This window comes from Serratia sp. N21D137 (assembly GCF_047530005.1).
GTDB lineage: Bacteria > Pseudomonadota > Gammaproteobacteria > Enterobacterales > Enterobacteriaceae > Chania > Chania fonticola_B.
In genome coordinates, this window is sequence record NZ_JBLJAJ010000013.1 from 1 (window position 1) to 26,168 (window position 26,168).

Genomic DNA, 26,168 nt, shown 5'->3' on the forward strand with positions numbered 1-26,168 from the left:
TAGAGATTGACCTGCTTGTCGTTAAGCGCCACAACCTCTCCATTAGTTGGGAAATCGGACGCTTAGCTTACAAATCGGCCAAAGTAATTGACGCGACAGAGGTCAGAGTAATTGTCGCCTAATAGGCGTAAATTTCTCAAGGGGGCGGCGGCATTATCTTCTTTTGGGCTGATAAGCCCGGTCTGGTCTGAGTCGCGAAAAACGGATATCCCGGCGTCAACCTGCGTGGATAACAGAAGACGTTTTGTGATGACACAAACGTATCAATTGAAAGCGCCAGCAGGCTCAGAAGGTAAGGCCAATCTGTGGATCCCTGTCCCCCAGGACACCGCCTTCCAGCAACTGAAGCACATTTCTTTTTCTGGCAACTATCAGCAGGCCTACCTCACGGCAAATAATACCTACGCAGCCAAAACGTTGTTTGCTTCCTGGCCGGATTCCAAAGGCCCGATGGAACTGAAAGTGGAAATGCTGATTGAAACCTTGGACTGGGAACCGCTGAAGAGCAACCAACTGGCCGAATGGCACCTCCCGCAAACCGATCTGGTTTTCCCTGCAGAGATACAACCCTATCTTAACGCAACCCCACATATTCCGGTGGATGGGCTAGTGAAAGAAACGGCGTTGAAGATTATAGGCAGTGAGAAATCTCCTTTACAGCAGGCGAGGCTAATTCATGAATGGGTAAGAACCCATATGCATCGCGACGATGCGGTGATTGGCTGCGGTACTGGTGATGTGGGGCAAATCCTTAAGGCCGGCAAGCTGGGCGGGAAATGTACCGATATCAACTCCGTGTTCGTCGCGTTGTGCCGTGCCAGCGGGATCCCGGCGCGTGAGATGTTTGGTATTCGCTTGGGCGCATCCCGCAAGTTGGGGAGCTATTCTAAGAAGGCATTTGGCAGCGCTGATGAGCAAGGCGTGGCAAAAGTCAGCGGCGGGCAGCATTGCCGGGCGATGTTCTGGCTGGCAGGTTTCGGCTGGTTGCCGGCCGATCCGGCCGACGTTACTAAAATGCGTCTGGCAGAGAAAAAAGAAAACGGCGATGTCGCCGTTGAAGCCGTCAACGATTACCTGTTCGGCAACTGGGAAATGAACTGGGTTGGTTTTAACTACGCCCGTGATTTCGCGCTTTCGCCAGAGGCAGAGCAGGGGGATCTCAATAACTTTGGTTACCCCTATGCTGAAGTAGATGGCGACCCGTTAAACTTCTACGATCCGGCCGAATTTAGCTATGACTATGTCTCTGTCGAACAGCGTTAAGGGCAGCATAGTGACGCTGCTGGCGGCTCTGCTTGCCGCCGCAGCATCAACACTCTGTTGCCTCGGGCCGTTGTTGTATCTGGTGTTTGGTATCTCGGCTGCCGGGCTCACGGGGATCCTGGCGCTATCCTGGTTGCAGTGGCCCATGATTATTGTGGCTATCGGATTGATGCTGCGAGGATTTTGGCGGCTTTATCTGTCGCCACGCCCGGTTTGCGTGAACGTCGTCAGCCGTCGGGTACTGATTTGGCTTTACTGGCTATCAGTACCGTTGATGTTGGCGTTGATGACCTACCCCTACGTATTACCTTGGATTTGGGAAATGATGGAATGAAAAAGCGCATTTTTCTGCTGTTGGCCCTGGTGCTCATTGCGCCGCGGCTATGGGCGGAGAATCAGAAAGTCACTATTGATATCAAAGCCATGACCTGCTCACTGTGCGTCATCTCTATCAATAAAGCGTTGCGCTCTACTGATGGGGTGATTAAGGCCAAAGCCTCACTGAAAACGCACCAGGCGGAGGTGATTGTGCCCGAAGGTTTTGATAATCAGCTATTGCTGACGGCAATTTCCCGCACCGGCTATAGCGGCGAAATCCAGAGTGTGGCGCCAGCTCCTTAATTTTTACTCAGCATTTAGCCATTGTGAAAGCAAAGCATGAAGCTGTGAGGGTTCCAGTGGTTTATACAACACCATATACCCCTCGCTTTCTGCCTGCTGCAATATCGCCGAATTAAACTCACCGCTTACCATCGCCCCGCTGGCCTGCGGGAGCCGGTGGAATAACTCCTGCAAAATGTCGAAGCCACTTTCACCCGAACGCAGGCGCTGATCGCACAAAATGGCCTGGGGGGAGAATCCGCTCTCAAGCTCGGTAAACGCCTCTTGTGCCGAGGCAACGCAGCGAACCGTTACGCCCCAGGCCTGCATCAAGCTTGTCCAGGCGGAGGTGACTAAAGGGTCGTCATCGACCACCAGACAGGTGCCTGAAAGTGCTCGATGTGCAATCAGGAGGGGCTTTTGCACTGTGGCAAATGGCTCCATGACGGGAACCGTATTGCTGGCTGGCAGGCGCAGCCAAAAACGTGAACCTTTGCCTTCAATCGAACTCATCGCACACTCGACTTTCATCAGTTTCGCGCATCTAGCTACCACGGCCAGGCCTAACCCATGCCCGGCGCTGTCTATTCGCCAGGCAAGCTCAGGGCGATAGAAGGGGGAGAATATGCGGGATTTTTCGGCATCTGCAACGCCAATCCCCGTATCCCACACTTCCAGTAACCAATCCTTGCCCCGTGGACGAACTGCGATCAACACCCCACCTTGTTGGGTATAACGTAGCGCGTTGTGCGTCAGGTTGATTAACGACTGTTTGATCAATGAGAGATCGCCCAATGCTACGCAGCGTTGTCGAGGAAGCCTTGAGCGCAGGATCAAACCCCGGTTATTTGCCTCTTCACGAAATAGCGTGACGATCGAGTCAACTAACGGTGCCAGATCCACTTGGGTCTGGGGAACATTGACGGCTTTATTTTCAATGATGGTCAGGTCCAGCAGCGAGTTGAACATTAAATGCAAAGAACGCACGCTTTGTTGCAAATCATGGAGTTGTGGGTTTAACAGCGCATCGCGATTCTTATGGATGATCGCTTCTATCAAGAATCCCATCGCGTGGATGGGTTGACGAAGGTCATGGCTGGCGGTAGTCAGGAACAGGTTTTTGTCCTGCAATGCCTGCTCTGCTTCCTCTTTTGCCACGCGGAATTGCTCAGCCAGCAGGATACTGTCCTCTTCCAGGCGGACCTGCTGAAGGAAGAACGCATGGGAGGTCAAGGCATGGCGATAAATAGCAAAGCCATATAAGAGGTTAAGCAACACAATGATGGGCCAGGTATCACCGTATCGCCAGGGGATTAATAGCAACAAGATCCCCCAACAACTGATGAAAAACCGCTGGAATGCGCCCAGCAGTGGGGTCAGATGCGTGGCGTTGGCTGCAACGATAGCGGCGATGCTGATATTGAGCAGCAGAATAAAATCAAAGGAGGGGTTAATGGCCGTTACTGCCACCAGTGAAGACAAGCCGATGCCATGCAGCAATGCCAGCCGATTGACCCAAGGCAGCCACTGGGCCAGCATGGTGTTTTCTGTTGTCGTACTCAGCTTACGGCGATAGTGGCGATGACATAACCAGACAAACAGCGAGGCTAAAAAGTACAGCGCAATCCAGCAGACGATCGGGGTTAACGGTAAGCGCAGTTGATAGAGCCAGATGGCAAATACGATCCCGACGAAAGGGACCGCATAGATGCTGAATACCAACCGTGCCAACACATCGTTCAATAACCGGAGCTGTGAGTGCGGGTTGATATCTTGCGTGGTTTTATCGCTGATTGGGTTCATAGCGTGAAGCGGCGCCCCTGTAGCAACGTAATGGCTTTGATGCGGTTGGTGACACCCAGCTTGCCAAGGATACTGGTGATATGCTCTTTGATCGTCGGCTCTGACACGGCCATAGCGAGGGCGATACGTTTATTTGAGAATCCGCGCAGCATCATCGCCAGCACTTCTGTCTGACGTTTGGTGAGCCCGAATTCCAGCGCGTGAGAGGCTGATGACGGACAACAGGTCAATTCCGAGCTATCAGGAAACCAGACTTGCCCATGCTGAAGCGCGGTAACGGCAAGGTGGAAGGTTTGTGATGAGTCGTGCTTGTGAACGAAGCCGTGCGCCCCAGCCTCCCGAGCTTTATGTTGTACTTGGTTATTTTCATCCCCGCTGATGGCCAGCAGCCGAATATTGGCATCCTGCTGTAGCAACTCTTTAATGAGGTGGAGTGCTGTACCATCAGACAACCAGAAGTCCAGTACCAACAAGTGGGGGTAGCCGTTCTCTGCGATATGGCTATTGCACTCTTTGCGGCTGGAGGCAACATACACCTGCTGGTAACCACAGTGCGTATTTAAAAAAACGGCGATGCCATTCGCTACCATTGGGTGATCGTCAACGACCAATGCATAGGGCTTACTCACGTCACTTTCCTTTTGTCTCCAATGTAACGCCTGCATTGATCATGGCATGCCAGATCAGTGGCCTGACTAAACTACCAATATGGTCACCTTAAGTAAACCCTACTTTGGTAGGGTTGTAGTTATATCATGATAAAAATATTCTTATGCTAGGTTAATAAGCGGTTAAGGGGATAGGCGAATTCTTAGTTATTATGACATTGTTAAGAAGTACTATCAAATGTCATTAATGAAACAGACCTGGAGTGCGCAAGTTTTTCTGGTTTACCGCCATTAACGAATCACTGTCGCTAATAATTGGTGTTGGCGACAATAATAAATTTTTGAATATTAGGTCAAGACATGCGTATATCTATATGGAAGTTGATGGTGATTTTTCTGCTTGTCGGATGCAGTAGCATGGGGGAAGACAAATTCAGTGCATCGTATATGAAGGCCCATATTATACCTCACAAGACCACCAAGGCCGAGGTGCAGGCAATTTATGGTGTACCGGATGACCAGGACGTGAGTTCGGATGGTAGTGTAGTATGGAAGTATGAAGCGAGAGGCAACTTGAGCACGGCTTCCTCCATTGTTGGCTACATCCCCGGAGCGGGGGCCGTTTCCAGTGCTCTTGGCATGGCTAGCACGGCATCGAATGCTTCAGACAGTGCAGCCAAGGCATCGGCTAAAATGTCAGGCGATACTGAACACCATGGGACGCGTATTTATATCGATTTCGACAGTAAAGGGATAGTTGACCATTGGTATATGTAAATTGAACTGCGTTAGCTGCGTTTCGGTTAAATAATACTTGGATTTACATTACCCCGGATGAACATCCGGGGCATTCCTGCTTATCAGTGATGAAGAATAAAAACACCAGGGAACTCTCATCATAATGATTTTTTTGAATAACTAACAAGATGGTTTTTTCTATTTCCGCTTAAACCCGTCTTACATAATATCCCCAAGACAAATTAAACTCATTGGAGGAGTTTTTCATATGAATAAAATTTATCGTTTGGTACGCCAACGGCATACCGGCACTATGATCCCCGTTGCTGAGTTTTCCCGCGCTGGTGGCAAATCCGCACAAAATTGTAAAGTCGGAGTGACTCCCAGTTTGCTTCTGGCGATGGCGGGTCTGGTTGGAGTAGTAGGAAACGTAGGCGCGGCTGAAATCGTGATTGATGGCGGCACAGAAGAAACTGTACCGGGCACCAAGCCGGATGGCTGGAAAACGGGTAGCCGCGTTGATTTGGTGATTGGTGACACCGGTTCAGGCAAGTTAACCGTCAGCGATGGCGCTAAGGCAACGACTGTAGGGGCTGGCTATCTGGGTAGAGAAGCAGGCTCTGTTGGCAGTGCTTCAATCTCTGGTATCGACTCACGTTGGAAACTCTACAACTACGATCCCCTCTACGGCCAGGACTTGAAAGTGGGGGTGGGTGGCGAAGGTAACGTTTCCGTACTTGATGGCGGAACGCTGGACGTTGCATTTATTGAGCTGGGCGTGAAGAACGGTGCTAAAGGGGCGTTGACGATCGCGGGCGCGGGCTCGCAATTATTAGGCCATCAGATAATTGTGGGCAAGCAAGGCGTGGGTGAATTAACCCTTTCTGATGGCGGAAAATTTCGCATGGATACCTTCGACAAAGTGATCGTGGGTCATGATGCCAGTGGCGAAGGGACCATCAATGTCGACGGGGCCGGGAGCGAACTGTATTACGACATGTACGGCTCTTCAAACATCTATGTGGGCTACGCCGGTAAAGGGGTGATGAACGTGACCAATGGTGCCAAGGCTGGAGCACAGCAACTCAGCATTGGCACAACGGCCGGTGCCTATGGCGAGCTTAATCTTTCCGGAGTCGGTTCGGTAGTGACCTCCGGCGGTGTCATTGTCAGGGTAGGTGAAAAAGGCGAAGGAAAGGTCAGTATTACCGACGGTGCACTACTCAATGGCCGCGGCTCTGGCAGTTATATAGGTGATAGTCTCGGCGGGAAAGGGACCGCGCTGATTTCGGGGAATGGATCAAGCTGGAAGGCTGCAACGCTGACTGTAGGCAACAGCGGCGAAGGGCAGATGGATATCATCGACGGCGGCAGCATTGAGGCAGGCACAATGCGTATCGGTGCGCGTATCAAAAGTCAGGGCAATGTGCTGATCAGCGGAGCGGGTTCCTCAATCAAAGTAACCGGGCTTGATGTTGGTGTCGATGGTGTCGGCAGCCTGACCATCGCCAACGGTGCGCAAGTGACCAGCACGGGTGGCAAATTTGACGGTATGGCTATCGGTAAGCGTGAGCTTTATACCGGTACTGCACCCGCAAGTGGCACGGTTCTGGTCAAGGATACAGGCACGCTGCTGTCGGCCGGATATATCAACATCAGTGGGGATAACGGCGATGGCACCCTGACGGTCACTGATGGCGCAGTGGTCAAAGTGGGCAGCGAAGGTGTAGTGCGGGTCGGTAACAGTACCTTTTCCGGTAGTAGTTCGGTTAAACAGGCGGTGCTCAACATCGGTACTGGCGGTAAAGCCGGTTTTCTGGATACGCCAGAAGTCTTTGTGCATAGCCGCGGCGTTGTAAACCTCAATTACACTGATAATCAGGATCTCTCTGCCAAGCTGAGTGGTGCCGGGACCATCAATCATCTGGGGACGGGGATTACCCGCATGATGTCTACAGATAATATTTTCGGCGGTACGGTAAACGTTGTCGCCGGTACGCTGCAGGCAGGGGTAGCCAATGGATTTGGTGCTAACTTTTTAAGCCCTGCCGTTTTTAACGTGGGTAACGCAGGAACGCTGGATCTGGCGGGTTTCAGTTCTATCTTTAGTGGGTTAAGTAACGCGGGCACAGTCAGTCTGGGAGGCAATGGCCAGGCAGGAACGACATTGTCCCTGGCCAACACCAGCTTCTTTGGCGGCGGCGACGGCAGCTATAAAGGCGAAGGCGGTACGCTGCGGCTGAATACGGTACTCGGGGGGGATGACTCGGTGACCGATCGCCTGGTGATCACCGGCAGCAGCAGTGGTCAGTCGTGGTTACAGATCAACAACGTTGGCGGGCAGGGCGCGGCAACGGTTGAAGGGATTGAGGTGATCAGCGTTGCTAAAGAGTCTGACGGTGTGTTTAACCTGCAAAAACCGGTTGTCGCAGGTGCATACGAATATCTGCTGCATAAAGGGGGGAAACAGGATCCTGCCGACGGCAACTGGTACTTACGTTCTGAGGCAGTTAGCGTGCCCGAAATCCCTGAACCAGAAAAACCGAAGCCTGAGACACCAGAACCTGAAATACCGACTCCCGAAACCCCAAATCCAGAAACACCTAAGCCAGAGATCCCTGAGCCTGAAAAACCAGGGCCGATCACACCGCCGACCAGCGGTAAACCTTCTCTGCTGCGTGTTGATGCTGCCGCGTATCTGAATAATCAGAATGCCGCCGCGCATATGTTCGACCATAGCCGCACCGATCGTCTTGGGGAGCCTGGATTTGGCGCCAGAGGCAAGGACGGCCAGGGCGCGGTCTGGATACGAGCCCAGCGTAATAATCTTGATGCCGGCGTGGTTGGCGAGCAGTTGTCGGTCAAGACGGATCTTGATGTCATGCAGATTGGTGGAGAATTACAACATACCGTTGGTGAAGGCCGATTGCATACGGGCTTGATGCTGGGCTATGGCAGTGCTGACACCAGGGCGACTTCCGATCTCAGCGGGCGTGATGCCAAAGGCAAAGTCACGGGAACCAGCGTGGGTATTTACGGGACCTGGTACCAGAATGCTCAAGCACCAAGCGGGCTCTATCTGGACAGTTGGCTGCAATATGGTCGCTATGATAACGAGGTCAACGGCAGTGGGCTGGCACAGGAAAAGTATAAGTCCAATACCTGGAGTGGATCGTTGGAATTAGGTTATGCACTAGCGCTGTATGAAGATGCAAGCCGCGGCCTGTATCTGGAGCCTCAGGGCCAGGTGATTTTTACCCGTTATAGTGGCGATGCCCACACTGAAGATAACGGCACCCAGATTGCGGCGCAGCGTAAAAATCAGACCACGACTCGTCTTGGTGCCCGGTTGTTTAGCGATTCACTGGATCCTGCGGCCAAGCAGATCCAACCGTTCCTGCAACTGAACTGGTGGTCGGGTGGTAATGACGCGGCGATCGAGATGAACGGAACCAGGGTGAACCACAAACTGGCCGATAATGTTTACGAGGCTAAAGCAGGCGTCCAGGTTGAACTGGGTAAAGGCTGGAGTACCTCCGGTAATATTGGCATCCAGGGGGGCAAAGATGACTTCCGCGACGTTAATGGCCAACTGGGGTTGAGGTACAACTTCTGATCCAATAGGTAGAAAATGAAAACCCACGCAATTGCGTGGGTTTCAACGTTTTCAGCGCCGGTATTATATTCCACGACGCCATGATCCTTTCAGGTGTTAACGTCAGTCTCTTCAAGCAAAGCAGATATAAAGAACCTTAGGGCGCAACTCGGGTAACTTTCATATCTGGGTAATCAATGCATAGGCGCTTGAATTATTTAAATTTGATACTTAGCGATTTTATCCCAAGCGGCCATAAAACCGTCTACACTTTGCAGAGCAATGTTGAACGCTATCCACTTTCTCATCGTCGAGTTAACCAATTGGGTTGAAGGCTTTAATAGGGATTAACATGAAGACTAAGCAAAAACGTGTTGAAATACCTGGAGTTGAAGAGATAAAGCACAGTTTGATTAGTAAGTTGAGATACGATTTATGTTTGGAGCTTAAAGATGCCACCGCAACAGACATCTTTAATGCCCTGGCTCTGGCTCTGAGAGATTACCAGTTGGATAGCTTCTTCAATACCAAACGTTGTCAGGAGGAAGCAAGGCCTAAGCGACTCTACTATTTGTCGATGGAGTTTTTACTCGGCCAGTCGCTGCGTAATAATTTGATGAACCTGGGGTTGCTAACCAGTGCTAAACAGGCTGTGAGTGAGCTAGACTTTGATTTTGAAGAGATTATTAATCAAGAGCCGGATGCCGCACTGGGTAATGGGGGATTAGGTCGACTGGCCGCCTGTTTTATCGATTCAATGGCCACGTTGGATATTGCCGCTTCAGGCCATGGTATCAAATATGAGTATGGTCTGTTTAAACAATCCATACAGAATGGCAAGCAGGTTGAACAACCGGATGACTGGCACAGCACCCATTCTCCCTGGCTGATTGATCACCCTTCACAGCTGATGCTGATCCCTATCGGTGGTCATATCGAAGAGAGTGAAGATATTGATGGCAACTACAATCCTATGTGGATGGACTGGAAGGTCATCGTGGGTGTACCGCATGATTACTTCGTTACCGGCTATGGGGGTAATACGGTAAATAAACTGCGATTATACAGTGCCAGCGCCTCTGATTCATTCGACGTTCATATATTTAACCGCGGTGACTATCTGCGGGCGGTAAGCCAGAAAATAGCGTCAGAAAATATTTCGAAAATACTTTATCCGGCCGATGAGATCCCGTCAGGTAAGGAATTGCGTCTGACGCAAGAGTATTTCCTGGTTGCCTGCACCTTACGCGATATTCTGCAAGAATATGCTCAGCGCTCGGAGGACATCAGAGCATTACCCTATGCGGTTGCCATCCAGTTAAATGATACCCATCCGGCTCTGACCATCGTCGAGATGATGCGTACGCTGGTGGATGAATACCGGCTGGATTGGGAAATGGCCTGGAGCATCACGCAAAAAACTTGCGCGTTTACCAACCACACGTTGATGCCGGAAGCGTTAGAAACCTGGCCTGTTGCTCTGTTTGAGAAGTTGCTGCCACGCCACCTGCAGATTATCTACGAAATCAACCATCGGTTCCTTGCCGATATAGCTCAGAAATGGCCAGACAAACCGGAGTTGCTGGCCTCACTTTCGTTGTTTGAAGAAGGGCCCGAGAAAAAAATCCGTATGGCTAATCTGGCCATCGTTGGCAGCCATAAAGTGAATGGGGTGGCTAAATTGCACTCCGAGCTGATTAAACAGCAGTTGGTTCCGCACTTTTATTTTATCACCCCGGAAAAATTCACCAACCAAACTAACGGCGTAACGCCAAGGCGCTGGATCCAGCAAGCCAACCCGAACCTGGCCGAATTTTTGTCCCGCCAGTTAGGCGCCGGTTGGGTTACCGAGCTTGATGAATTGCAACGATTGAAAACGCTGGCCAGAGACAGTGCAGCCCTAGAGGAAATCCAGAGCATTAAACTGCATAATAAACAGGCGCTTTGCCGGCTCATCGCCACTCATCAGGGGATAAAGCTCGATCCGGCAGCCATGTTTGACAGCCAGGTAAAGCGTATCCATGAGTACAAAAGGCAATTGCTGAATATTCTGCACGTCATACACCTGTATTTGGGGATTGTTGAGTCTGGTCATGTTCTGATTCAGCCGAAGGTCCACCTGTTTTCTGGCAAGGCCGCGCCAGGCTATGCCATGGCCAAGCTGATTATTCAGTTGATTAATGAAGTGGCAAGGACGGTTAATCACGATCCGCGAACCAAAGGGCAGCTCAACGTGGTGTTCCTGGAGGATTATAAGGTCTCGTTGGCCGAACATATTATTCCTGCCACCGATCTTTCAGAACAGATCTCAACGGCTGGCACCGAAGCGTCAGGCACCAGTAACATGAAGTTTGCCATGAACGGGGCGTTGACCATCGGTACCATGGACGGCGCCAATATTGAGATCCGTGACGCGGTGGGGGCCGATAATTTTTATCTGTTTGGTGCCGATGCGGCTGAAATCAACACCCATCGGCAGGCGGGGTCCCATAATCAGGTCTACCAGGATGATCCGGCAATCAGAGAGGCCGTCGATGCCTTGGTATCAGGCCGCTTCAATCTGGACAAGTCGCTGTTTGAGCCGATTTACCGCATGCTGACAGAGGGCGATCACTACTGCCATTTGCTGGATTTTGACAGCTATCGTCAGGCCCAGCATCAGGCACTGCATGATTTTTCCCAACCCCAGTTGTGGCACCAGCGGACGCTGTTGAACATTGCTGGCATGGGGGGCCTTTCAAGCGATCGCACTATCAAGGGGTATGCCAACGAAATCTGGGGGATCCCTTGTTAAGGGGATCGCAATAGAACTGGCCTCGGTCAGGGTGACTTCAACCTGAGTTGAACATGGGATCATGACGTATGGAACCGCTTACCCTCGGTCAGCCTTCGGAGACACAGCCAGTGAGCGTGCTGATTGTAGACGATTCAAAAAGCTATCGGCATCTGATGGCGGCAGCCTTGACGAAATGGGGATTTAATGTCTGTGAGGCTGAAGATGGTCGGCAGGCATTGCAAAAGTTGAACCAACGGTCAATCCATATCGTCATCAGCGACTGGGAAATGCCCGTGATGGACGGAGTCGCCCTGTGCCAGGCTATCCGCAGTGGCGATTTCGGCCATTACGTTTATGTCATTCTAGTCACGGCCCGCCAGTCTTTGGACGATTTGGTGACGGGAATGGAATCGGGTGCCGATGACTTTTTATCGAAACCGGTGAATCAAAGCCAACTTCGTGCCAGGCTACACGCGGCAGAACGCGTGTTGACGCTCGAAAGCACGCTGGCAGCGCGTAATGAAAAGCTCACTTATGCTTATCAACAAATAGAGTCGGACCTGCAGGTGGCAGCCAAGCTGCAGCATAGTTTCCTGCCTGCCCATAACCTGTTATTGGCTGGGTTCGAGTTTGACTGGATGTTTTTACCTTCGGCATATGTGTCGGGGGATCTATTAAACTATTTCCCGCTGGGGGAGTACCACATCGCTTTCTTTAGCGTAGACGTTGCCGGGCATGGCGTGAGCGCCGCCATGTTGTCACTGGCGGTTCTACGTGAGTTTATGGCGGGCCGAATCAGTAGTCATTTGTTATTGGAACTCTCGGCAGAGGGGGAAAGGACTCCTGTGGCACCGCACCGCGTAGTAGGGGAGTTGAATCAGCGTTTTTGCCTGGATAATGAGCAGGTCACCAGTTATTACACGCTGATTTATGGTGTCATTGATACCCGTAACGGCAAGGGTATTCTTTGCCAGGCTGGGCATCCGACGCCGTTTATCATCCGCGCAGACGGAGATAGGGTTTGCGTTGGGGACGGAGGTATGCCCGTGGGGCTGTTTGAGGAAGCCGAATATCAGGATAGTGATTTTAACCTCGACATCGGGGATCGGCTCTATCTTTACAGCGATGGCATCATTGAATGTGAGAGTCACAGTCAGGAACTCTACGGCGACCAACGCTTACAGACATTACTAAGCGAAAACCGGCATTTGGCTAAGAACCAACTGTTTGCCAGGGTGGAAAATGCCTTGAACGCCTGGCGCTGCCATGAACCTTTGCAAAAACCGCACGCAAGGCTGATGCAGTCCTTTGCTGATGATATCTCGCTGATGGCTGTGGAACGTATCGGTGTAGCAACGTTTACCAGGCCAGAACAACTATGACATTGTGAAAAAGGAATCGTTATGAACTTTGAGATCCAGTCTGAGAGTGGCGTAGAAATCATTGCTCCTCTGGTCCGTCGCCTTGATGCGTCAGTGGCCGCGGTGTTCAAGCAGGAAGTATTGTCTTTTATTCAGCAGGGTAAAAACAGCATCCTGCTGGACTTCAGCCATGTCGAGTTTATCGACAGTAGCTGCCTCGGCGCGCTGGTTTCTATTCTCAAGACATTAAGTGGCCGCGGCGATCTGGCGCTCTGCGCCTTGAACAGCAACATTCAGAATATGTTCAAGCTCACGCGGATGGATCGGATTTTTATTATCGGCAGCGATCGCGCTGCGGCATTGAAGCTTATGCTGGGTTGAATCTGGCCTTGCGCTGAGGGAATGTCATATGACAAGTGCCAACACTACGCTGTGTTTACCGGCATCATTGGACAGCCTCGCGAAGCTGAGCAACGACCTGCATGACTTTGTTGCACCGTTTTCGCTGGATCCCGCGCTGGTTTATCAGCTTGATTTGGCCTCAAGTGAAGCCTTTAGCAATATTGTCAGACATGCGGTGAATTATGATGATACGCAGAGCATCGTTATTACCTTGGTCAATGATGGTCATCGCTTGACGCTCACTCTCTCGGATACTGGTTTGCCGATACCAGAGAACATTTTACAGCAATGGCGACAGCCTTCAGACCTGGCTCCAGACCCTCTCAATCAAACCAGTTGGCCGGAAGGCGGGATGGGCTTGATATTGATTCAAGCCATAATGGATCAGGTGCAGTATGAAACGGCTAATGGCCGCAATAGGTTGACGTTGACTAAGAACCTGTCGTAGCACGGAGGCATCAGGCTTCCTTTGCCGCTGCGAGGGAGGTCCGCAACCGCTGGCATAATTCATCCACGCCGCGATATTGAGCCGTGATTTCAGGCCAATCGGCTATTGCCGCAGCCTGCTCAATATTGCCTAACCTGCTTTCCAGGGGCTGGCAAACAAAGTGCAGGCACTCTCCTTTTAGCCGATGGGCGCTGCGCCTGATGGCTTCATAATCTTGTCTCTTTATGGCGTCATGTAGCGCACCAGTCAAGGAGGGGAATTCCTCCAGGAAGATCGCCACCAACTCGTTAAATAAGGCTTGATCGTCGCCTAACTGCGTCAGTGATTGTGCATAATCGAAGATCTCGTCTTCTGGGCGTGGTTGAGCCGCATTCAGGGTTCGCTCGAGCTCACTGGCAAGATTATCCAACAGAATGGGTTTGCTGACATAGCCGTCGAATCCTTGGGCCAGGCATCTTTCACGATCGCCTTTCATCGCATGTGCGGTCATGGCAATGATTGGTATGTGTTGGCCTGGTTGCTGTTGTTCGCCAGTTCGAAGGTGTTGTACCGCTTCGAGCCCATCCATTTCGGGCATTTGCAGGTCCATCAAAACCAGGTCGTATTGATCCTGCTGTAACTTTTGCAACGCCAATTTACCGTTGCCCACTACGTCGCAGGTATGACCCAATTTACGGATAAAGTTGATCGCCAATTGTTGATTAATAAGATTATCCTCCGCCACCAGAATGTGTATCCCAACCCCTGTAACCCTTACTGGTGCTTCCAGCACGGGCTCAGGATTGGCCATTTCTTGCGGAATAAAGCTGGCTATGATGGCCTCTAGTAACTCGTTGGCATCGATAGGTTTGGTTAAAAAGCTTGAAACGCCCACTTTACGCAATACGCCTGTGTCTATCCGATTCCCCATTGAACTGAGCATGATCAATTTACTTTGGCGAAGCTCCGGCGTTGACCTGATCTCCAGGGCTAGTGCCATGCCATCCATTTCCGGCATTTGCGAATCCAGCAGGATCAGCGGAAAGCGCTGGCCAGTGGCCATTAGCTCCAGTGCGGCCTGGCCAGAGTTGACCGTTTGTGGCTTGAGACCAACGTTGCGCAGCATGTCAAACAGCAACCTTTGGTTGGTTTCGTTATCATCCACCACTAATACGCTCATCCCATTCAACCGGGCCGGCAACGTTATTGTCGTACGGGCTGACGAGGGAGTAACAGGCAAGGAAAAATAGAAGTGGCTGCCGTGGCCAGGCTGGCTGGAAACCTGCAGTTTGCCGCCCATCATGGCAACCAGACGGGCTGAAATGGTTAATCCTAACCCTGTGCCGCCGTATTTGCGGGTGGTTGAACTGTCTGCCTGACTGAAAGATTCGAAAATAACCGCCTGTTTATCTTCGGCAATACCGATCCCGGTGTCGATAATACTGAATGTCAGCATCTTCGGGGTGGAGAGTGAAGGGGCGATCTGTAAAACCACTTCACCGGTATGGGTAAACTTGAGGGCATTACCAATCAGATTGGTCACGATCTGTCGTAAACGCAGGGCGTCACTATGCAGAATGGTCGGTACCTCAGGATGAATGTCTACCAGTAGCTCAATTCCCTTTTCGGAAAACTTGGGCATCAAAGGGCGGGTAATTTCATGGATTAGCTGGCGCAGGGAAAAGTCCTCAAACTCCAGGCTGACTTTCCCCGCCTCTATTTTCGAAAAGTCGAGAATATCATCGATGATTTTCAACAGGGCGCGAGCCGAGGAGTACACCATATTGATGTAATCACGTTGTTCTTTATTCAGATTGGTTTCGAGACACAATTGAGACATGCCCAGGATCCCATTCATTGGCGTGCGGATTTCATGGCTCATATTGGCCAGGAATTCACTCTTGGCCTGGTTCGCGGCGTGGGCTAATGCAACGGCCTGCTGGGACGAGGCCTCTGCTTCCTTGCGCTCGGTGATATCCTGTAAAGTCCCAATGACTCGCTGCACTTCCCCTTTGATACTGACGCTGATGATTTGCCCCTGGATCAGTAACCAGTGTTCGTCACCATTACTGTGTTTGACACGCACTTCACAGTCAAAAACGGGTAATACCGCCTTGTTGGCTTGATGAAGGCAACGTAGGACCAGCGGTAAGTCATCAGGATGAATGACCTGTTGCCAAAGCGATGAGGAAAACTCCCCATTCTCACGATTAACCCCTAGCAGTAATTTCAAGGCATCGTTAACCTGCCACAGATCCTGGGTACATTCCCAATCCCAGATGCCGATACGTGAGTTTTCTGCCGCCAGAATAAAGTTACTATTTGGGATAGAGCTGCTATTGGCGTGCATTTTTATTGCCTTGCACTGCATCATGGTGCAACTCTGCCTGCCGCCGCATAAACTCCAACCCTGGGGCCATAAAAATTGCCCATGCGGTCAGGACTTCTTCATCGCATAACGGATCGAGATCGCGTACCGTTTGCAAAACGGCTCGCCGCCAATAGGCAAAAACAGACGCGGGCAGATTCAAACCCTGGGAACTCTGTTCCCGCGCCACGTGCTCCAGATAGTCGGCCACGATATGGCTAGTGGCAACAGAAAGCATATAAAAAAAGGATTTGTAGATAATTTTTTGTTGCGCTTGCTGATGCTCGGGTGTGGGCTGAATTTTCAGCCCCTGCGTGCTTTCAACGAATAATTGGTAGAAATGAGAGAAAAACAGGTCGCCCTGGTCTTTGGCGGTGATCCGATCGTAACTGCTATTGAACAACGCTTCATAGTTGGTACTCACGGCATGCTCTCTTTTCGCTAGTTACCCGATAGTTGGTATGGCACCGTTATCCTATAAGGGAGGGCCAGGGAAGGTGATGACTTCTCGTGTAGAGAGCAAGTCGTTTTCATTAAATCAGTCTAGTTAACGCTTGGGGAAGCGCAAGGATAGGTGGTTATGGCGCATGGTTTTTTGGCTATGAGCGGGGGGCGTTCTGCGTGGATATGCCTGCTCTCAACATGGTAGATAGAGTGAAAATCACAAAAAAATCCACGCGAGGCGTGGATTTTAAGTGTTTTACTTGGTCTTCATAGATCATACTGAGATGAGTGACATCATTTAGACGTTAAACAAGAAGTTCATCACATCGCCATCTTTAACGACGTAGTCTTTCCCTTCTGAACGCATCTTGCCGGCCTCTTTGGCACCTTGCTCACCCTTGTAGGTGATAAAGTCTTCAAAGGCGATGGTCTGCGCACGGATAAAGCCTTTTTCAAAGTCGGTATGGATTTTACCGGCCGCTTGCGGGGCAGTAGCGCCAACTGGGATGGTCCAGGCACGCACTTCCTTCACGCCAGCGGTGAAGTAGGTTTGCAGATTGAGCAATTCATAACCTGCGCGGATCACGCGGTTCAGACCTGGTTCTTCCAGACCCAACTCAGCCATAAATTCAGCGCGGTCTTCATCTTCCAGCTCTGCGATGTCGGATTCGACAGCGGCGCAAACCGCTACCACCACGGAACCTTCTTCGGCAGCAATCTTGCGTACAACATCCAGATACGGGTTGTTCTCAAAACCGTCTTCGTTAACGTTGGCAATGTACATGGTTGGCTTCAGGGTCAGGAAGCTCAGGTAGCGGATCGCGGCTTTATCTTCAGTAGTCAGATCCAGCGCACGCAGCATACCGGCGTTTTCCAACTGCGGCAGGCATTTTTCCAGTGCGGCCAATTCGGCTTTTGCGTCTTTATCGCCGCCTTTGGCTTTCTTTTGCACACGGTGGATGGCGCGTTCGCAGGTATCAAGGTCGGACAGCGCCAACTCGGTGTTGATGACGTCGATATCGTCTGCCGGATCCACTTTGTTATTCACGTGAATGATGTTGTCATTTTCAAAGCAACGCACCACGTGGCCGATGGCTTCCGTTTCACGGATGTTGGTCAGGAACTGGTTACCCAGGCCTTCGCCTTTGGAAGCCCCTTTTACCAGCCCTGCGATATCAACGAATTCCATGGTGGTGGGCAGAATGCGTTGTGGTTTGACGATCTCAGCCAGTTGATCCAGACGTGCATCGGGCATCGGTACCACGCCGGTATTGGGTTCAATGGTACAGAACGGGAAGTTGGCCGCTTCGATACCCGCTTTGGTCAACGCATTGAACAGGGTGGATTTGCCAACGTTAGGCAGACCGACGATACCGCATTTGAATCCCATGTTTATATCACCTTAAATATCTTGACTATCAACAGGTTAACATTAGCCTGCTGCATAAAGGACGAAATTATCCCGCCATTATACACGTAATGGGCAGTTATCTCGATCTGCCCGTTGCTGGCGCTATCACCTGAGGTGTTCCTTACGGCTGCTAACGCCCGGGTCGGCTCAATTCAACGTCGGTAGAGGTGTTCTGTAGGCAAGGTACAGATCCAGGTTGAATACATCTGGCAAAAGGCCATAGAACACTAATAGCGGAGATTATTCTGGCTATTTGTTATCAGATATTTAGTAATATAAGTGAGTTAATGTTTTATTTTAAATGCATGTTTATCCACAAAGGCACTTTTTGTATAGGGTTATTCTGAGGCGTGCTGTTCCTCATCTAATGTATGACCTGGCAACATATCATAATAAAAGCTGGCGGATTACAGCGGGTAAAGAGTTACAGAACGTTAAACCTCAAGTTGTAACTTGTCTTATGGTGGGCTATCTATATAGGCTGGGAAATCCATTAATTTTAAGCTGAATCTTGTAATAAATATGATTATTATTTGTTCGTGCTGTCGATTTACAACCGTTTTTTTTTCAATAAGTAATTACCCTATTGCCATGTTTTTATTGTTGTTTTTTTATTTTTTGAATGGTTCTTTGTATTAAGCCTGAATAGTTAATATATTTAATATATAACTGATGCTGATTTTGAATATATAAGATTTATCTGCTTCAATTAAAAGAATTATCCTATACAGCAAGTAAGATATTGCCTCTAATGCCTAAGTAATATCTTAATTATATTGAGGTATGCCGAGAGGGTTAACGATAAATTTAACTATAAGTATTGTTGGGCGTATTTTTTTAAGATATTATCCGCGTATTATTTGCTGTGCTATTTGAATTCAAGGAGGAATTTATTCCATGAATGGGATTGATGTGCTTTCCGCACCGATTTTATTATTACTTTCAGTTATTTCTTTTATTATTCATTTCAGGAACGAGCGGAGGAAGAGCCTGATTGAGCGGCCTTTTTTTGGTGGAAATGCGGATTTGAAAAAGAAAACTACGCCGGATGTGGTTGATGTTGTTGTGCAAAACAGCGTGCAACCATGCTGTACCCGCAAACTGTGCCGCTATTGCCCGATAAGTAGTAGGCCAAGCAAGTGATAGTCACATTACTTGGCCTAACCGCTTAGCTAGTCGCTTTAAATGCATGCAAACGATTCATGGCTTTAGTCATACCTTCCTTCAGCAAGATCTCCGTGCAACGTAGCGACTCATCGATGGCATCATCAATCAGCGTTTGCTCTGATGCTGGCGGCTTACCCAGCACAAAGCCTACCACCTTGTTTTTATCACCTGGGTGGCCGATGCCAATACGCAAGCGATAAAAGTTCGGGTTATTGCCCAGCTTGCTCTGGATATCCTTCAGGCCATTGTGACCACCGTTGCTGCCACCTAATTTGAGTTTCGCCACTCCCGGTGGCAGATCCAACTCGTCGTGGGCTACCAGGATCTCCTCCGGCAGAATCCGGTAGAAGGTAGCCAAGGCGCCAACGGCTTTACCACTCAGGTTCATAAAGGTAGTAGGAACCAACAGCCGAACGTCGTTACCGGCCAAATTCAGGCGTGTGGTGTAACCGAAGAACTTACTCTCTTCCTTCAACGGCTGGTTGTAGCGTTGCGCCAGTAGGTCAACATACCATGCACCGGCATTGTGCCGTGTCTGGGCATACTCAGCGCCCGGGTTGGCCAGGCCAACAATCAGTTTGATACTGCTCACAAGAGATTCACTATGCTAGAAAAATGGAAAGGGCGTGCCCGTTGCCTTCCAGGTTGCAATCGCCTGAGGTTTCACAGCGGCACAGCTCGAAATTTATAGGCCGTTAGTGTACCTGCCTGCGTGCAGAATGACAAAAATCTGGCGTCGCCCCCGTGAATAGCTGAAAAGTGAATAATACATTAGTAAAATAATTCAGTTATCTCGCTAACTTTTAACATAAAGTAAAGAATTGTCAGCCTTTAGTTGCCATTTGTGATCGGTCACGCAATACCCATGCTGAAATAATGACTATACTTAACTAATCAAAGTGGGATAACGAGTTAGGATTTTCCCGCTATTGGCACATGGCACTCTGGAGGTGGCATATGAAACGTAAAAACGCTGAGGTCATTGGCAACGTTTTAATGGGAATGGGTATGGTGGTAATGGTTGGCGGGGTGGGATACTCCATCCTGGCTGAAGTATCACAGTTCAATTTGCCGCAGCTCTTTGCCCACGGCGCCATCATGAGTATCTTTATCGGCGCCTTGTTATGGCTGGCCGGTGCACGTATTGGTGGGCGCGAGCGGGTAGCAGATCGTTATTGGTGGGTAAAACACTTTGACAAACGCTGCCAAGACAACCCGCGCCGCCCCTCGCATTGATTAACCACAACCAGGGATCTGGCGTACAAAGGCAAGGGAGCTTGGCCGTATAAGGTTTAAGGTTATGTCCCGCATCCCGTAAAAAACCCGTTGTTGCTCACGCTTCAACGGGTTTTTCGTTTTCTGAGATGTTCACCCGAACAACCTGGCGCAGTGGAGGTAAACTGCGCCAGAGAAGGGATTAATGTTCGAACATCGCGGAAATTGACTCTTCATTGCTGATACGGCGGATAGCTTCAGCCAACATACCGGACAAGGTCAGAGTACGGACGTTTTTCAACGCCTTGATTTCTGCTGACAGCGGAATAGTGTCACAGACGATCACTTCATCAATCACCGAGTTCCTGATGTTATCCACGGCGTTACCGGAGAAGATCGGGTGCGTGGCGTAGGCAAATACGCGCTTGGCACCGCGTTCTTTCAACGCTTCGGCTGCTTTACACAAGGTACCACCGGTATCGATCATGTCATCGACCAGTACGCAGTCACGGCCTGCCACGTCCCCGATAATATGCATCACCTGAGAAACGTTTGCGCGAGGGCGACGTTTATCAATGATGGCCATGTCGGTATCGTTCAGCAGTTTGGCGATCGCGCGGGCGCGCACGACACCACCGATATCTGGGGAAACCACGATCGGGTTTTCCAGGTTCTGTTGCAACATGTCTTCCAGCAGGATCGGGCTTCCGAATACGTTATCTACCGGGACATCGAAGAAACCTTGGATCTGCTCGGCATGCAGATCGACTGTCAATACGCGGTCAACCCCTACGCTGGAGAGGAAGTCGGCAACAACTTTGGCAGTGATTGGCACACGCGCAGAACGCACGCGGCGATCCTGGCGGGCATAGCCGAAGTAAGGAATTACAGCAGTAATACGACCTGCGGAGGCGCGACGCAGGGCATCAACCATAACAACCAGTTCCATCAGGTTGTCGTTGGTGGGGGCACAGGTGGACTGGATGATGAAAATATCACCGCCGCGTACATTTTCGTTGATTTGCACGCTCACTTCGCCGTCGCTAAAACGACCTACAGCGGCGTCACCAAGGCTGGTGTACAAACGGTTGGCAATACGTTGTGCTAGTTCCGGGGTGGCGTTACCAGCAAAAAGCTTCATATCAGGCACGAGAAGAACCTCAGCATGCGTCCAGAGAAGATATTGTCATACGGTCTTCGCCAAGGGGCAGTTGGCGACGCCGACGCAATATACATACGGGTGTGTAAAACTAACTTGAACTGCAGAGCAGCGCAGAGATGACAGGGCCAGGTAGACGACCCTGCGCAACGACACGTTGAGCTACGGCTCAAACTGCCCGGAACGGATGCGATGTAGTGGTGAGACGTTAACGCCACGCGCTACAAATCCACGCAACCAGGCCGGGGCTTGATTTAACACCTGAAGAGCGGCGGGCTCGGAGTCGAATTCTGCAAACACACAAGCACCTGTGCCAGTCAGGCGTGACGGCGCGTATTGTAACAGCCATGAAAGAAGCTGTTCAACCTCGCGAAAACGTTTTCTTGCGATCGGTTCGCAATCATTTGCGTAAGGTGCCTGTAATAGGGCGTTCAGCGGGCGAACCGGGGTGTCTCTTTTTAATTCGGCATCGGCAAAAATCACCGGTGTGGGGATGCTGACACCGGGATGAGCGACCAAATACCACTTTTCTACCGGATTTGCTGGCTGTAGTTGCTCACCAATCCCTTCGGCAAATGCCGCATGGCCGCGCACAAAAACCGGGACATCGGCACCTAGGGTTAGCCCCATATCGGCCAACTGGTCGTCGCTCAGGCCACATTGCCAAAGTTCATTCAGCGCGACCAGTACCGTCGCCGCGTTGGAAGAGCCGCCGCCAAGGCCGCCACCCATCGGCAAGCGCTTGTCGATGCTGATGTCTGCCCCACGGGGAAGGGTGGCAATGGAATGGGTAGTGCAATGTTGCTGTAACAGACGAGCGGCCCGAACAATCAGGTTCTGCTCATCTGGCACCCCTTCTACGGGCGTTAGCAGCTGGATCTGGTCATCCTGGCGGGGAACGATGGTGAGCGTATCGCCGTAATCCAGGAACTGGAACAGCGTTTGCAACTGATGGTAGCCGTCTGCTCGACGGCCGGTGATATAGAGAAACAGGTTCAGCTTTGCCGGGGAGGGCCATTGGTGGATCATCACTTGAGCGTCCAGTTATCCATTTTCAGCTTGATGCGTTGATCGCCCTGTTGCAGCTCAAGGCGGCTCGGTAACGGGATTTTGAGATCGGTGTTGTAGTCCTGATAGGTGACAACCCAGGTCAGATCGCCCTGTTTGTAGGTCAGCTTGTTCAGGCGGTACTGGGAGTCCAGGCTGAAGTCGGTGGCTTGCCCTGGCAGGCCAAGCATCCACTGGCGCAGGTTATCCAGCGGGATCTGCATGCCGGTCAGCTTGCGGATCATCTCTTCCGGGTTGTCGCTGACATAGCGTTTGCCCTGGTTATCCGTTAGCTGCACTACGCTTTTTTGCACGTTAAGTTCAAGCTCGGTGCTGCCAAGCGGATTGGTCAGCAGCAGGCGGTAGCGGTCGGGCGTGTATTGTTGCCAGAAGAAGCGAGCATAGACTTTCTTCTGATCGGTAAGGTAAGCGAAAGCGCCCCGGGTCTGATATTGCTCAAGCTGTTGCACCGCTTGCTCATGAGCGAGCCACTGCGGAGACGTCGGGCTGGTGGCCGGGCCAGGCTTGGTGAGGGTACAGGCCGTCAGCACCAGGCTGGCTAATGGGATCAGGCGAAGCAAACTAACTTTGCGGATAGGCATAACGTTTTGTTGTCCTTTTGTCCTTGCGGGGCAGTGCGGGTTAGCATTTCTGCCACCACGCTAACGGGCGAGTGGCGTAACGTCAATAATACAATGGCGCAAAAGCCTTGCGGCAAGGGTGGTGTCTGGCGTGGGGAGGATTGTAAACGATGGCGGAGCTTTTTGGGTTGGAAATCTGTGGGCGTAGCATGCCACGCCCCTTCAGAGCGAGTCTGCCCTCAAAGCGCGCCGTATAATGGCGCGCTTTGGTGGGTCAGAAATCGTAACGCAAACGAACAACCGTCATATCGCCCAGATTATCGGTGCTGGACGTCAGCACGTGTTCAACGTCGGCGCGGAAACCGTAGTCAAACTGGAAGGAGATCCCCAAGCCATTATCAATACGCTGATAATCGCGGCCAGTGGTGTACTGCAGGCGGTCGCCCATAAAGTAAGGCATGATGGATTTCACCGCGTATTCGCCAACCGGGAAGCTATAACCGGCGAAGTATTCAATCCCCCAGGCATCCCCTGCGAAGTAGTTGTTAACATCCTTCTTCTTGGTAGTCAGGTAGTTGTCATACCAGCCGCCGCCGAAGCTGAGCGTCCAGTTATCCGGCTTCCAGCTCAATGCGGTACCGATGATGTTCTGATTGTAGTCTTTGTTGTCGTTATTACTGGGGTTGCGCATCTCGGCGCTGGTGTAGTTCCAGGCGGTGCCCCAGGTGAGGTCTTTGGTCAAGTGATAATCCACACCCAGCGAACCGCCGCCCTTGCGCTTGTAGCGCAGGCCGTTACCTGGCAAGTATTCATCGTCGTTGAACAGGTAAGCGGCATAAAGGTCAGCGTCGCCAAAGGTATTTTTATATTTCAGCATGCTGCGTGAACGATAGGAACCGTCATAATCGCCGTTAATGCCGTTGCCCGGCGCTTGGGCAAGCATGTCGTAATCCCAGATGTCGGTTTTGGCCCCGACCACGTCGTAATAAACGCTGTTTTGCTTACCGTAGGTCAATTGGCCCCAGGTTTTGCTTTTTAAACCGGTATACAGCATGCGCCGCGAGGTGTTGTTGGCACCCTCGGCGTAGTGATTGTCCCAACTGAACAGCGCCGGGATGTTGACGCCTAACTCGTAATAGTTGATCCAACTGATGTCGTCGAACAGATAGTAATCGGTGGCGAAGCGAAAACGTGTGCCGCCGTCAAAACCGTTGCGTTTATAAGAGCCGTTATCGCCATCGCCAGTCATCATATTGAACTGAGGACGAATACTGCCGCCAACGGTAAAGGTGAGGCGGCTAAGGGGATCGCCCGCTTGCGGGTCCTGCTTTAATAGGGTGATTTCAGCATGTGCTGCGAATGCGCTACAACCCGCTATGAGCCCTGCGGTAACCGCCTGGCTTAATCTACGTAATTTCATTGAACGTCCCTTCTTACGTGCTGCTCAAGATACGAAAACCCATCCATCGGCCAACACAGCCTGGGGCTTTCTGGTTTGCTCACTTTCCGGAAACAGAAAGTGAAATCCCGAAACGGTTTCTATGTAAATAGTTCGTCAGCTAACCATTTTGCGGGATTATGGGAACATGCCGAAAAAATTGCAATTAAAACAATGGAAACCGTAACTTATTGCGATTATCAGTAATGTGTAATGTTAAGCAGTGGGAATACGAAGGATGTCGCCAGCCAGGCTGAAAGGGGCGTTTGCAAGGGCTAGCGCTGCATTTCAGCGTTTTTCCCTTGAGGTTTCTGAGGAGTTTGAAACATACCGAGTTTTGTCGTGCTGACGGATTTGTCCCGCCAATACCAGCGATTGGCCGGAAGATGCGGTTGTCACTTTAATTGATGTCGCGCATCAAGTAGAATGCCGGACAACGAGAACCCGTACCAAGAGAAGTATTACTCGAAGCAATGACCCTTCTGGCGTTAGGTATTAATCACAAAACCGCTCCGGTTTCTCTGCGAGAACGGGTGACCTTCTCCCCAGAGTCGATCGACAAGGCGCTGAATAGCTTGCTGCAACAGCCATTGGTGCAGGGCGGCGTTGTGCTGTCTACCTGTAACCGCACCGAGCTGTACCTCAGCGTGGAGCAGCAGGATCATCTGCATGAACAACTGGTAGCCTGGTTATGTGATTATCACCATCTGCGTGCGGAAGACGTGCGCAAAAGCCTGTATTGGCATCACGGCGACGAGGCCGTCAGCCACCTGATGCGCGTTGCCAGCGGGTTAGACTCTTTGGTACTGGGTGAACCCCAGATCCTCGGGCAGGTAAAGAAAGCTTTTGCCGAATCCCAGCGTGGTCAGTCACTTTCCGGTGAGCTGGAGCGCCTGTTTCAGAAATCCTTCTCCGTTGCCAAGCGTGTACGCACTGAAACCGAAATCGGTGCCAGCGCGGTATCCGTTGCCTTTGCCGCCTGTGCGTTGGCGCGTCAAATCTTCGAATCTCTTGCCGAACTGAATGTGCTGTTGGTCGGCGCGGGGGAAACGATCGAGCTGGTTGCCCGCCATCTGCGTGAGCATAAAGTGCAGCATATGATCATCGCTAACCGCACCCGTGAACGCGCCCAGGTCTTGGCGCAAGAGGTGGGGGCAGAGGTGATCTCATTGCCGGAGATTGACGCACGTCTGGCAGATGCCGATATCATTATCAGCTCCACCGCCAGCCCGTTGCCCATCATCGGCAAGGGCATGGTCGAGCGGGCCCTGAAGGCACGCCGCAACCAGCCGATGTTGCTGGTGGATATTGCCGTTCCGCGCGATATAGAGCCGGAAGTGGGCAAACTGGCGAACGCCTATCTCTACACCGTGGATGACCTGCAGGCCATTATTCAGAGCAATATGGCACAACGGCAGGCGGCGGCCGTACAGGCCGAGACCATTGTGCAGCAGGAAAGCAGCAATTTCATGACCTGGCTGCGCTCACAGGGCGCGACAGATACCATCAGAGACTACCGTTCGCAGGCCGATCAAATCCGTGCGGAAATGGAGTCAAAAGCGCTGGCAGCGATTGCTCAAGGCGCTAACGTGGAGCAGGTGATCCATGAGCTGGCCCACAGATTAACCAATCGTCTTATTCATGCCCCTACCAAATCCCTCCAGCAGGCCGCCGGTGACGGCGACATGGAGCGGTTGCACATTTTACGCGACAGCCTCGGGCTGGATCAGCATTAGTTCTCTTTTATTAACAGGGTTTAAAACCA

22 protein-coding genes are annotated in these 26,168 nt (G+C 51.2%); 12 read left to right on the forward strand and 10 right to left on the reverse strand.

Features of this window, described 5'->3' with window-relative positions:
- Positions 1–246 precede the first annotated feature (246 nt).
- Genes ACMV5H_RS12175 through ACMV5H_RS12185 form a run of 3 tightly spaced genes read left to right on the forward strand, consistent with a single transcriptional unit; the run spans position 247 to position 1,884 of the window.
- Positions 247–1,263, forward strand: coding sequence for a transglutaminase-like domain-containing protein (locus ACMV5H_RS12175; RefSeq protein ID WP_414821904.1), 1,017 nt, complete (start codon positions 247–249; stop codon positions 1,261–1,263).
- Positions 1,235–1,597 (forward strand): mercuric transporter MerT family protein, encoded by a 363-nt coding sequence (locus tag ACMV5H_RS12180; RefSeq protein ID WP_414821905.1) that lies wholly within the window; start codon positions 1,235–1,237, stop codon positions 1,595–1,597. Before ACMV5H_RS12175 ends, ACMV5H_RS12180 begins: the two co-directional genes overlap by 29 nt.
- Positions 1,594–1,884 (forward strand): heavy-metal-associated domain-containing protein, encoded by a 291-nt coding sequence (locus tag ACMV5H_RS12185; protein WP_021181095.1) that lies wholly within the window; start codon positions 1,594–1,596, stop codon positions 1,882–1,884. The genes ACMV5H_RS12180 and ACMV5H_RS12185 overlap by 4 nt, the downstream gene beginning before the upstream one ends.
- 3 nt (positions 1,885–1,887) lie before the next feature.
- On the opposite strand, the gene ACMV5H_RS12190 is transcribed toward ACMV5H_RS12185, so the two are convergent.
- Both ACMV5H_RS12190 and ACMV5H_RS12195 read right to left on the reverse strand, forming a co-directional pair.
- Positions 1,888–3,666 (reverse strand): ATP-binding protein, encoded by a 1,779-nt coding sequence (locus tag ACMV5H_RS12190; protein WP_414821906.1) that lies wholly within the window; start codon positions 3,664–3,666, stop codon positions 1,888–1,890.
- The gene (locus ACMV5H_RS12195) at positions 3,663–4,295 is read right to left on the reverse strand and encodes a response regulator transcription factor (RefSeq protein WP_414821907.1); all 633 of its coding nucleotides are present in this window, start codon (positions 4,293–4,295) and stop codon (positions 3,663–3,665) included. The genes ACMV5H_RS12190 and ACMV5H_RS12195 overlap by 4 nt, the downstream gene beginning before the upstream one ends.
- Before the next feature lie 363 nt (positions 4,296–4,658).
- Here ACMV5H_RS12195 and ACMV5H_RS12200 point away from each other — a divergent pair, with 363 nt between their 5' ends.
- The 6 genes from ACMV5H_RS12200 (at position 4,659) to ACMV5H_RS12225 (ending at position 13,594) form a co-directional block, all read left to right on the forward strand.
- Positions 4,659–5,051: a hypothetical protein gene (locus ACMV5H_RS12200; RefSeq protein WP_258557340.1), complete on the forward strand. Its 393-nt coding sequence runs from the start codon at positions 4,659–4,661 to the stop codon at positions 5,049–5,051.
- Positions 5,052–5,280: 229 nt separating this feature from the next.
- Positions 5,281–8,628 carry an autotransporter outer membrane beta-barrel domain-containing protein gene (locus tag ACMV5H_RS12205; RefSeq protein WP_414821908.1) on the forward strand — a complete coding sequence of 1,116 codons (3,348 nt, stop codon included), beginning with the start codon at positions 5,281–5,283 and terminating at the stop codon, positions 8,626–8,628.
- Positions 8,629–8,959: 331 nt separating this feature from the next.
- Complete coding sequence (locus tag ACMV5H_RS12210; protein ID WP_414821909.1) at positions 8,960–11,401, forward strand: glycogen/starch/alpha-glucan phosphorylase; 2,442 nt, start codon at positions 8,960–8,962, stop codon at positions 11,399–11,401.
- A 68-nt stretch (positions 11,402–11,469) separates the two neighbouring features.
- A complete protein-coding gene (locus ACMV5H_RS12215; RefSeq protein ID WP_115157987.1) occupies positions 11,470–12,765 on the forward strand; it encodes a PP2C family protein-serine/threonine phosphatase in 1,296 nt (431 codons plus the stop codon).
- 21 nt (positions 12,766–12,786) lie between these two features.
- Positions 12,787–13,125, forward strand: a complete 339-nt coding sequence (locus ACMV5H_RS12220; RefSeq protein ID WP_021806707.1) for an STAS domain-containing protein — start codon at positions 12,787–12,789, stop codon at positions 13,123–13,125.
- 28 nt (positions 13,126–13,153) lie between these two features.
- Entirely contained in the window at positions 13,154–13,594 is a 441-nt protein-coding gene (locus ACMV5H_RS12225) for an ATP-binding protein (protein ID WP_414821910.1), read from the forward strand.
- Between the two features lie 10 nt (positions 13,595–13,604).
- Here ACMV5H_RS12225 and ACMV5H_RS12230 read toward each other — a convergent pair whose 3' ends face one another.
- The 3 genes from ACMV5H_RS12230 to ychF form a co-directional block, all read right to left on the reverse strand.
- Positions 13,605–15,923: a response regulator gene (locus ACMV5H_RS12230; protein ID WP_414821911.1), complete on the reverse strand. Its 2,319-nt coding sequence runs from the start codon at positions 15,921–15,923 to the stop codon at positions 13,605–13,607.
- The gene (locus ACMV5H_RS12235) at positions 15,910–16,365 is read right to left on the reverse strand and encodes a hypothetical protein (RefSeq protein ID WP_021806704.1); all 456 of its coding nucleotides are present in this window, start codon (positions 16,363–16,365) and stop codon (positions 15,910–15,912) included. The genes ACMV5H_RS12230 and ACMV5H_RS12235 overlap by 14 nt, the downstream gene beginning before the upstream one ends.
- A gap of 318 nt (positions 16,366–16,683) precedes the next feature.
- Positions 16,684–17,775, reverse strand: a complete 1,092-nt coding sequence (ychF, locus tag ACMV5H_RS12240; protein WP_414821912.1) for a redox-regulated ATPase YchF — start codon at positions 17,773–17,775, stop codon at positions 16,684–16,686.
- A gap of 918 nt (positions 17,776–18,693) precedes the next feature.
- Here ychF and ACMV5H_RS12245 point away from each other — a divergent pair.
- Positions 18,694–18,939, forward strand: a complete 246-nt coding sequence (locus tag ACMV5H_RS12245; protein WP_021806703.1) for a hypothetical protein — start codon at positions 18,694–18,696, stop codon at positions 18,937–18,939.
- A gap of 25 nt (positions 18,940–18,964) precedes the next feature.
- Here the strand turns inward: ACMV5H_RS12245 and pth are convergent, their stop codons facing one another.
- On the reverse strand, positions 18,965–19,555 hold the full coding sequence (gene pth, locus ACMV5H_RS12250; RefSeq protein ID WP_414821913.1) for an aminoacyl-tRNA hydrolase: 591 nt from the start codon (positions 19,553–19,555) through the stop codon (positions 18,965–18,967).
- A 365-nt stretch (positions 19,556–19,920) separates the two neighbouring features.
- Here pth and ychH point away from each other — a divergent pair, with 365 nt between their 5' ends.
- Positions 19,921–20,199 (forward strand): stress-induced protein YchH, encoded by a 279-nt coding sequence (ychH, locus tag ACMV5H_RS12255; protein WP_021806701.1) that lies wholly within the window; start codon positions 19,921–19,923, stop codon positions 20,197–20,199.
- A 181-nt stretch (positions 20,200–20,380) separates the two neighbouring features.
- Here ychH and prs read toward each other — a convergent pair whose 3' ends face one another.
- The 4 genes from prs to ACMV5H_RS12275 form a co-directional block, all read right to left on the reverse strand.
- Positions 20,381–21,328: a ribose-phosphate diphosphokinase gene (gene prs, locus ACMV5H_RS12260; RefSeq protein ID WP_002211240.1), complete on the reverse strand. Its 948-nt coding sequence runs from the start codon at positions 21,326–21,328 to the stop codon at positions 20,381–20,383.
- 171 nt (positions 21,329–21,499) lie between these two features.
- Complete coding sequence (gene ispE, locus ACMV5H_RS12265) at positions 21,500–22,366, reverse strand: 4-(cytidine 5'-diphospho)-2-C-methyl-D-erythritol kinase (RefSeq protein ID WP_021806700.1); 867 nt, start codon at positions 22,364–22,366, stop codon at positions 21,500–21,502.
- Complete coding sequence (lolB, locus tag ACMV5H_RS12270; RefSeq protein ID WP_021181100.1) at positions 22,366–22,986, reverse strand: lipoprotein insertase outer membrane protein LolB; 621 nt, start codon at positions 22,984–22,986, stop codon at positions 22,366–22,368. Before lolB ends, ispE begins: the two co-directional genes overlap by 1 nt.
- Positions 22,987–23,239: 253 nt before the next feature.
- On the reverse strand, positions 23,240–24,385 hold the full coding sequence (locus ACMV5H_RS12275) for a porin (RefSeq protein WP_414821914.1): 1,146 nt from the start codon (positions 24,383–24,385) through the stop codon (positions 23,240–23,242).
- Between the two features lie 491 nt (positions 24,386–24,876).
- Between ACMV5H_RS12275 and hemA the strand changes: the two genes are divergently transcribed.
- Positions 24,877–26,139 carry a glutamyl-tRNA reductase gene (hemA, locus tag ACMV5H_RS12280; protein WP_021806698.1) on the forward strand — a complete coding sequence of 421 codons (1,263 nt, stop codon included), beginning with the start codon at positions 24,877–24,879 and terminating at the stop codon, positions 26,137–26,139.
- Positions 26,140–26,168: the final 29 nt, after the last annotated feature.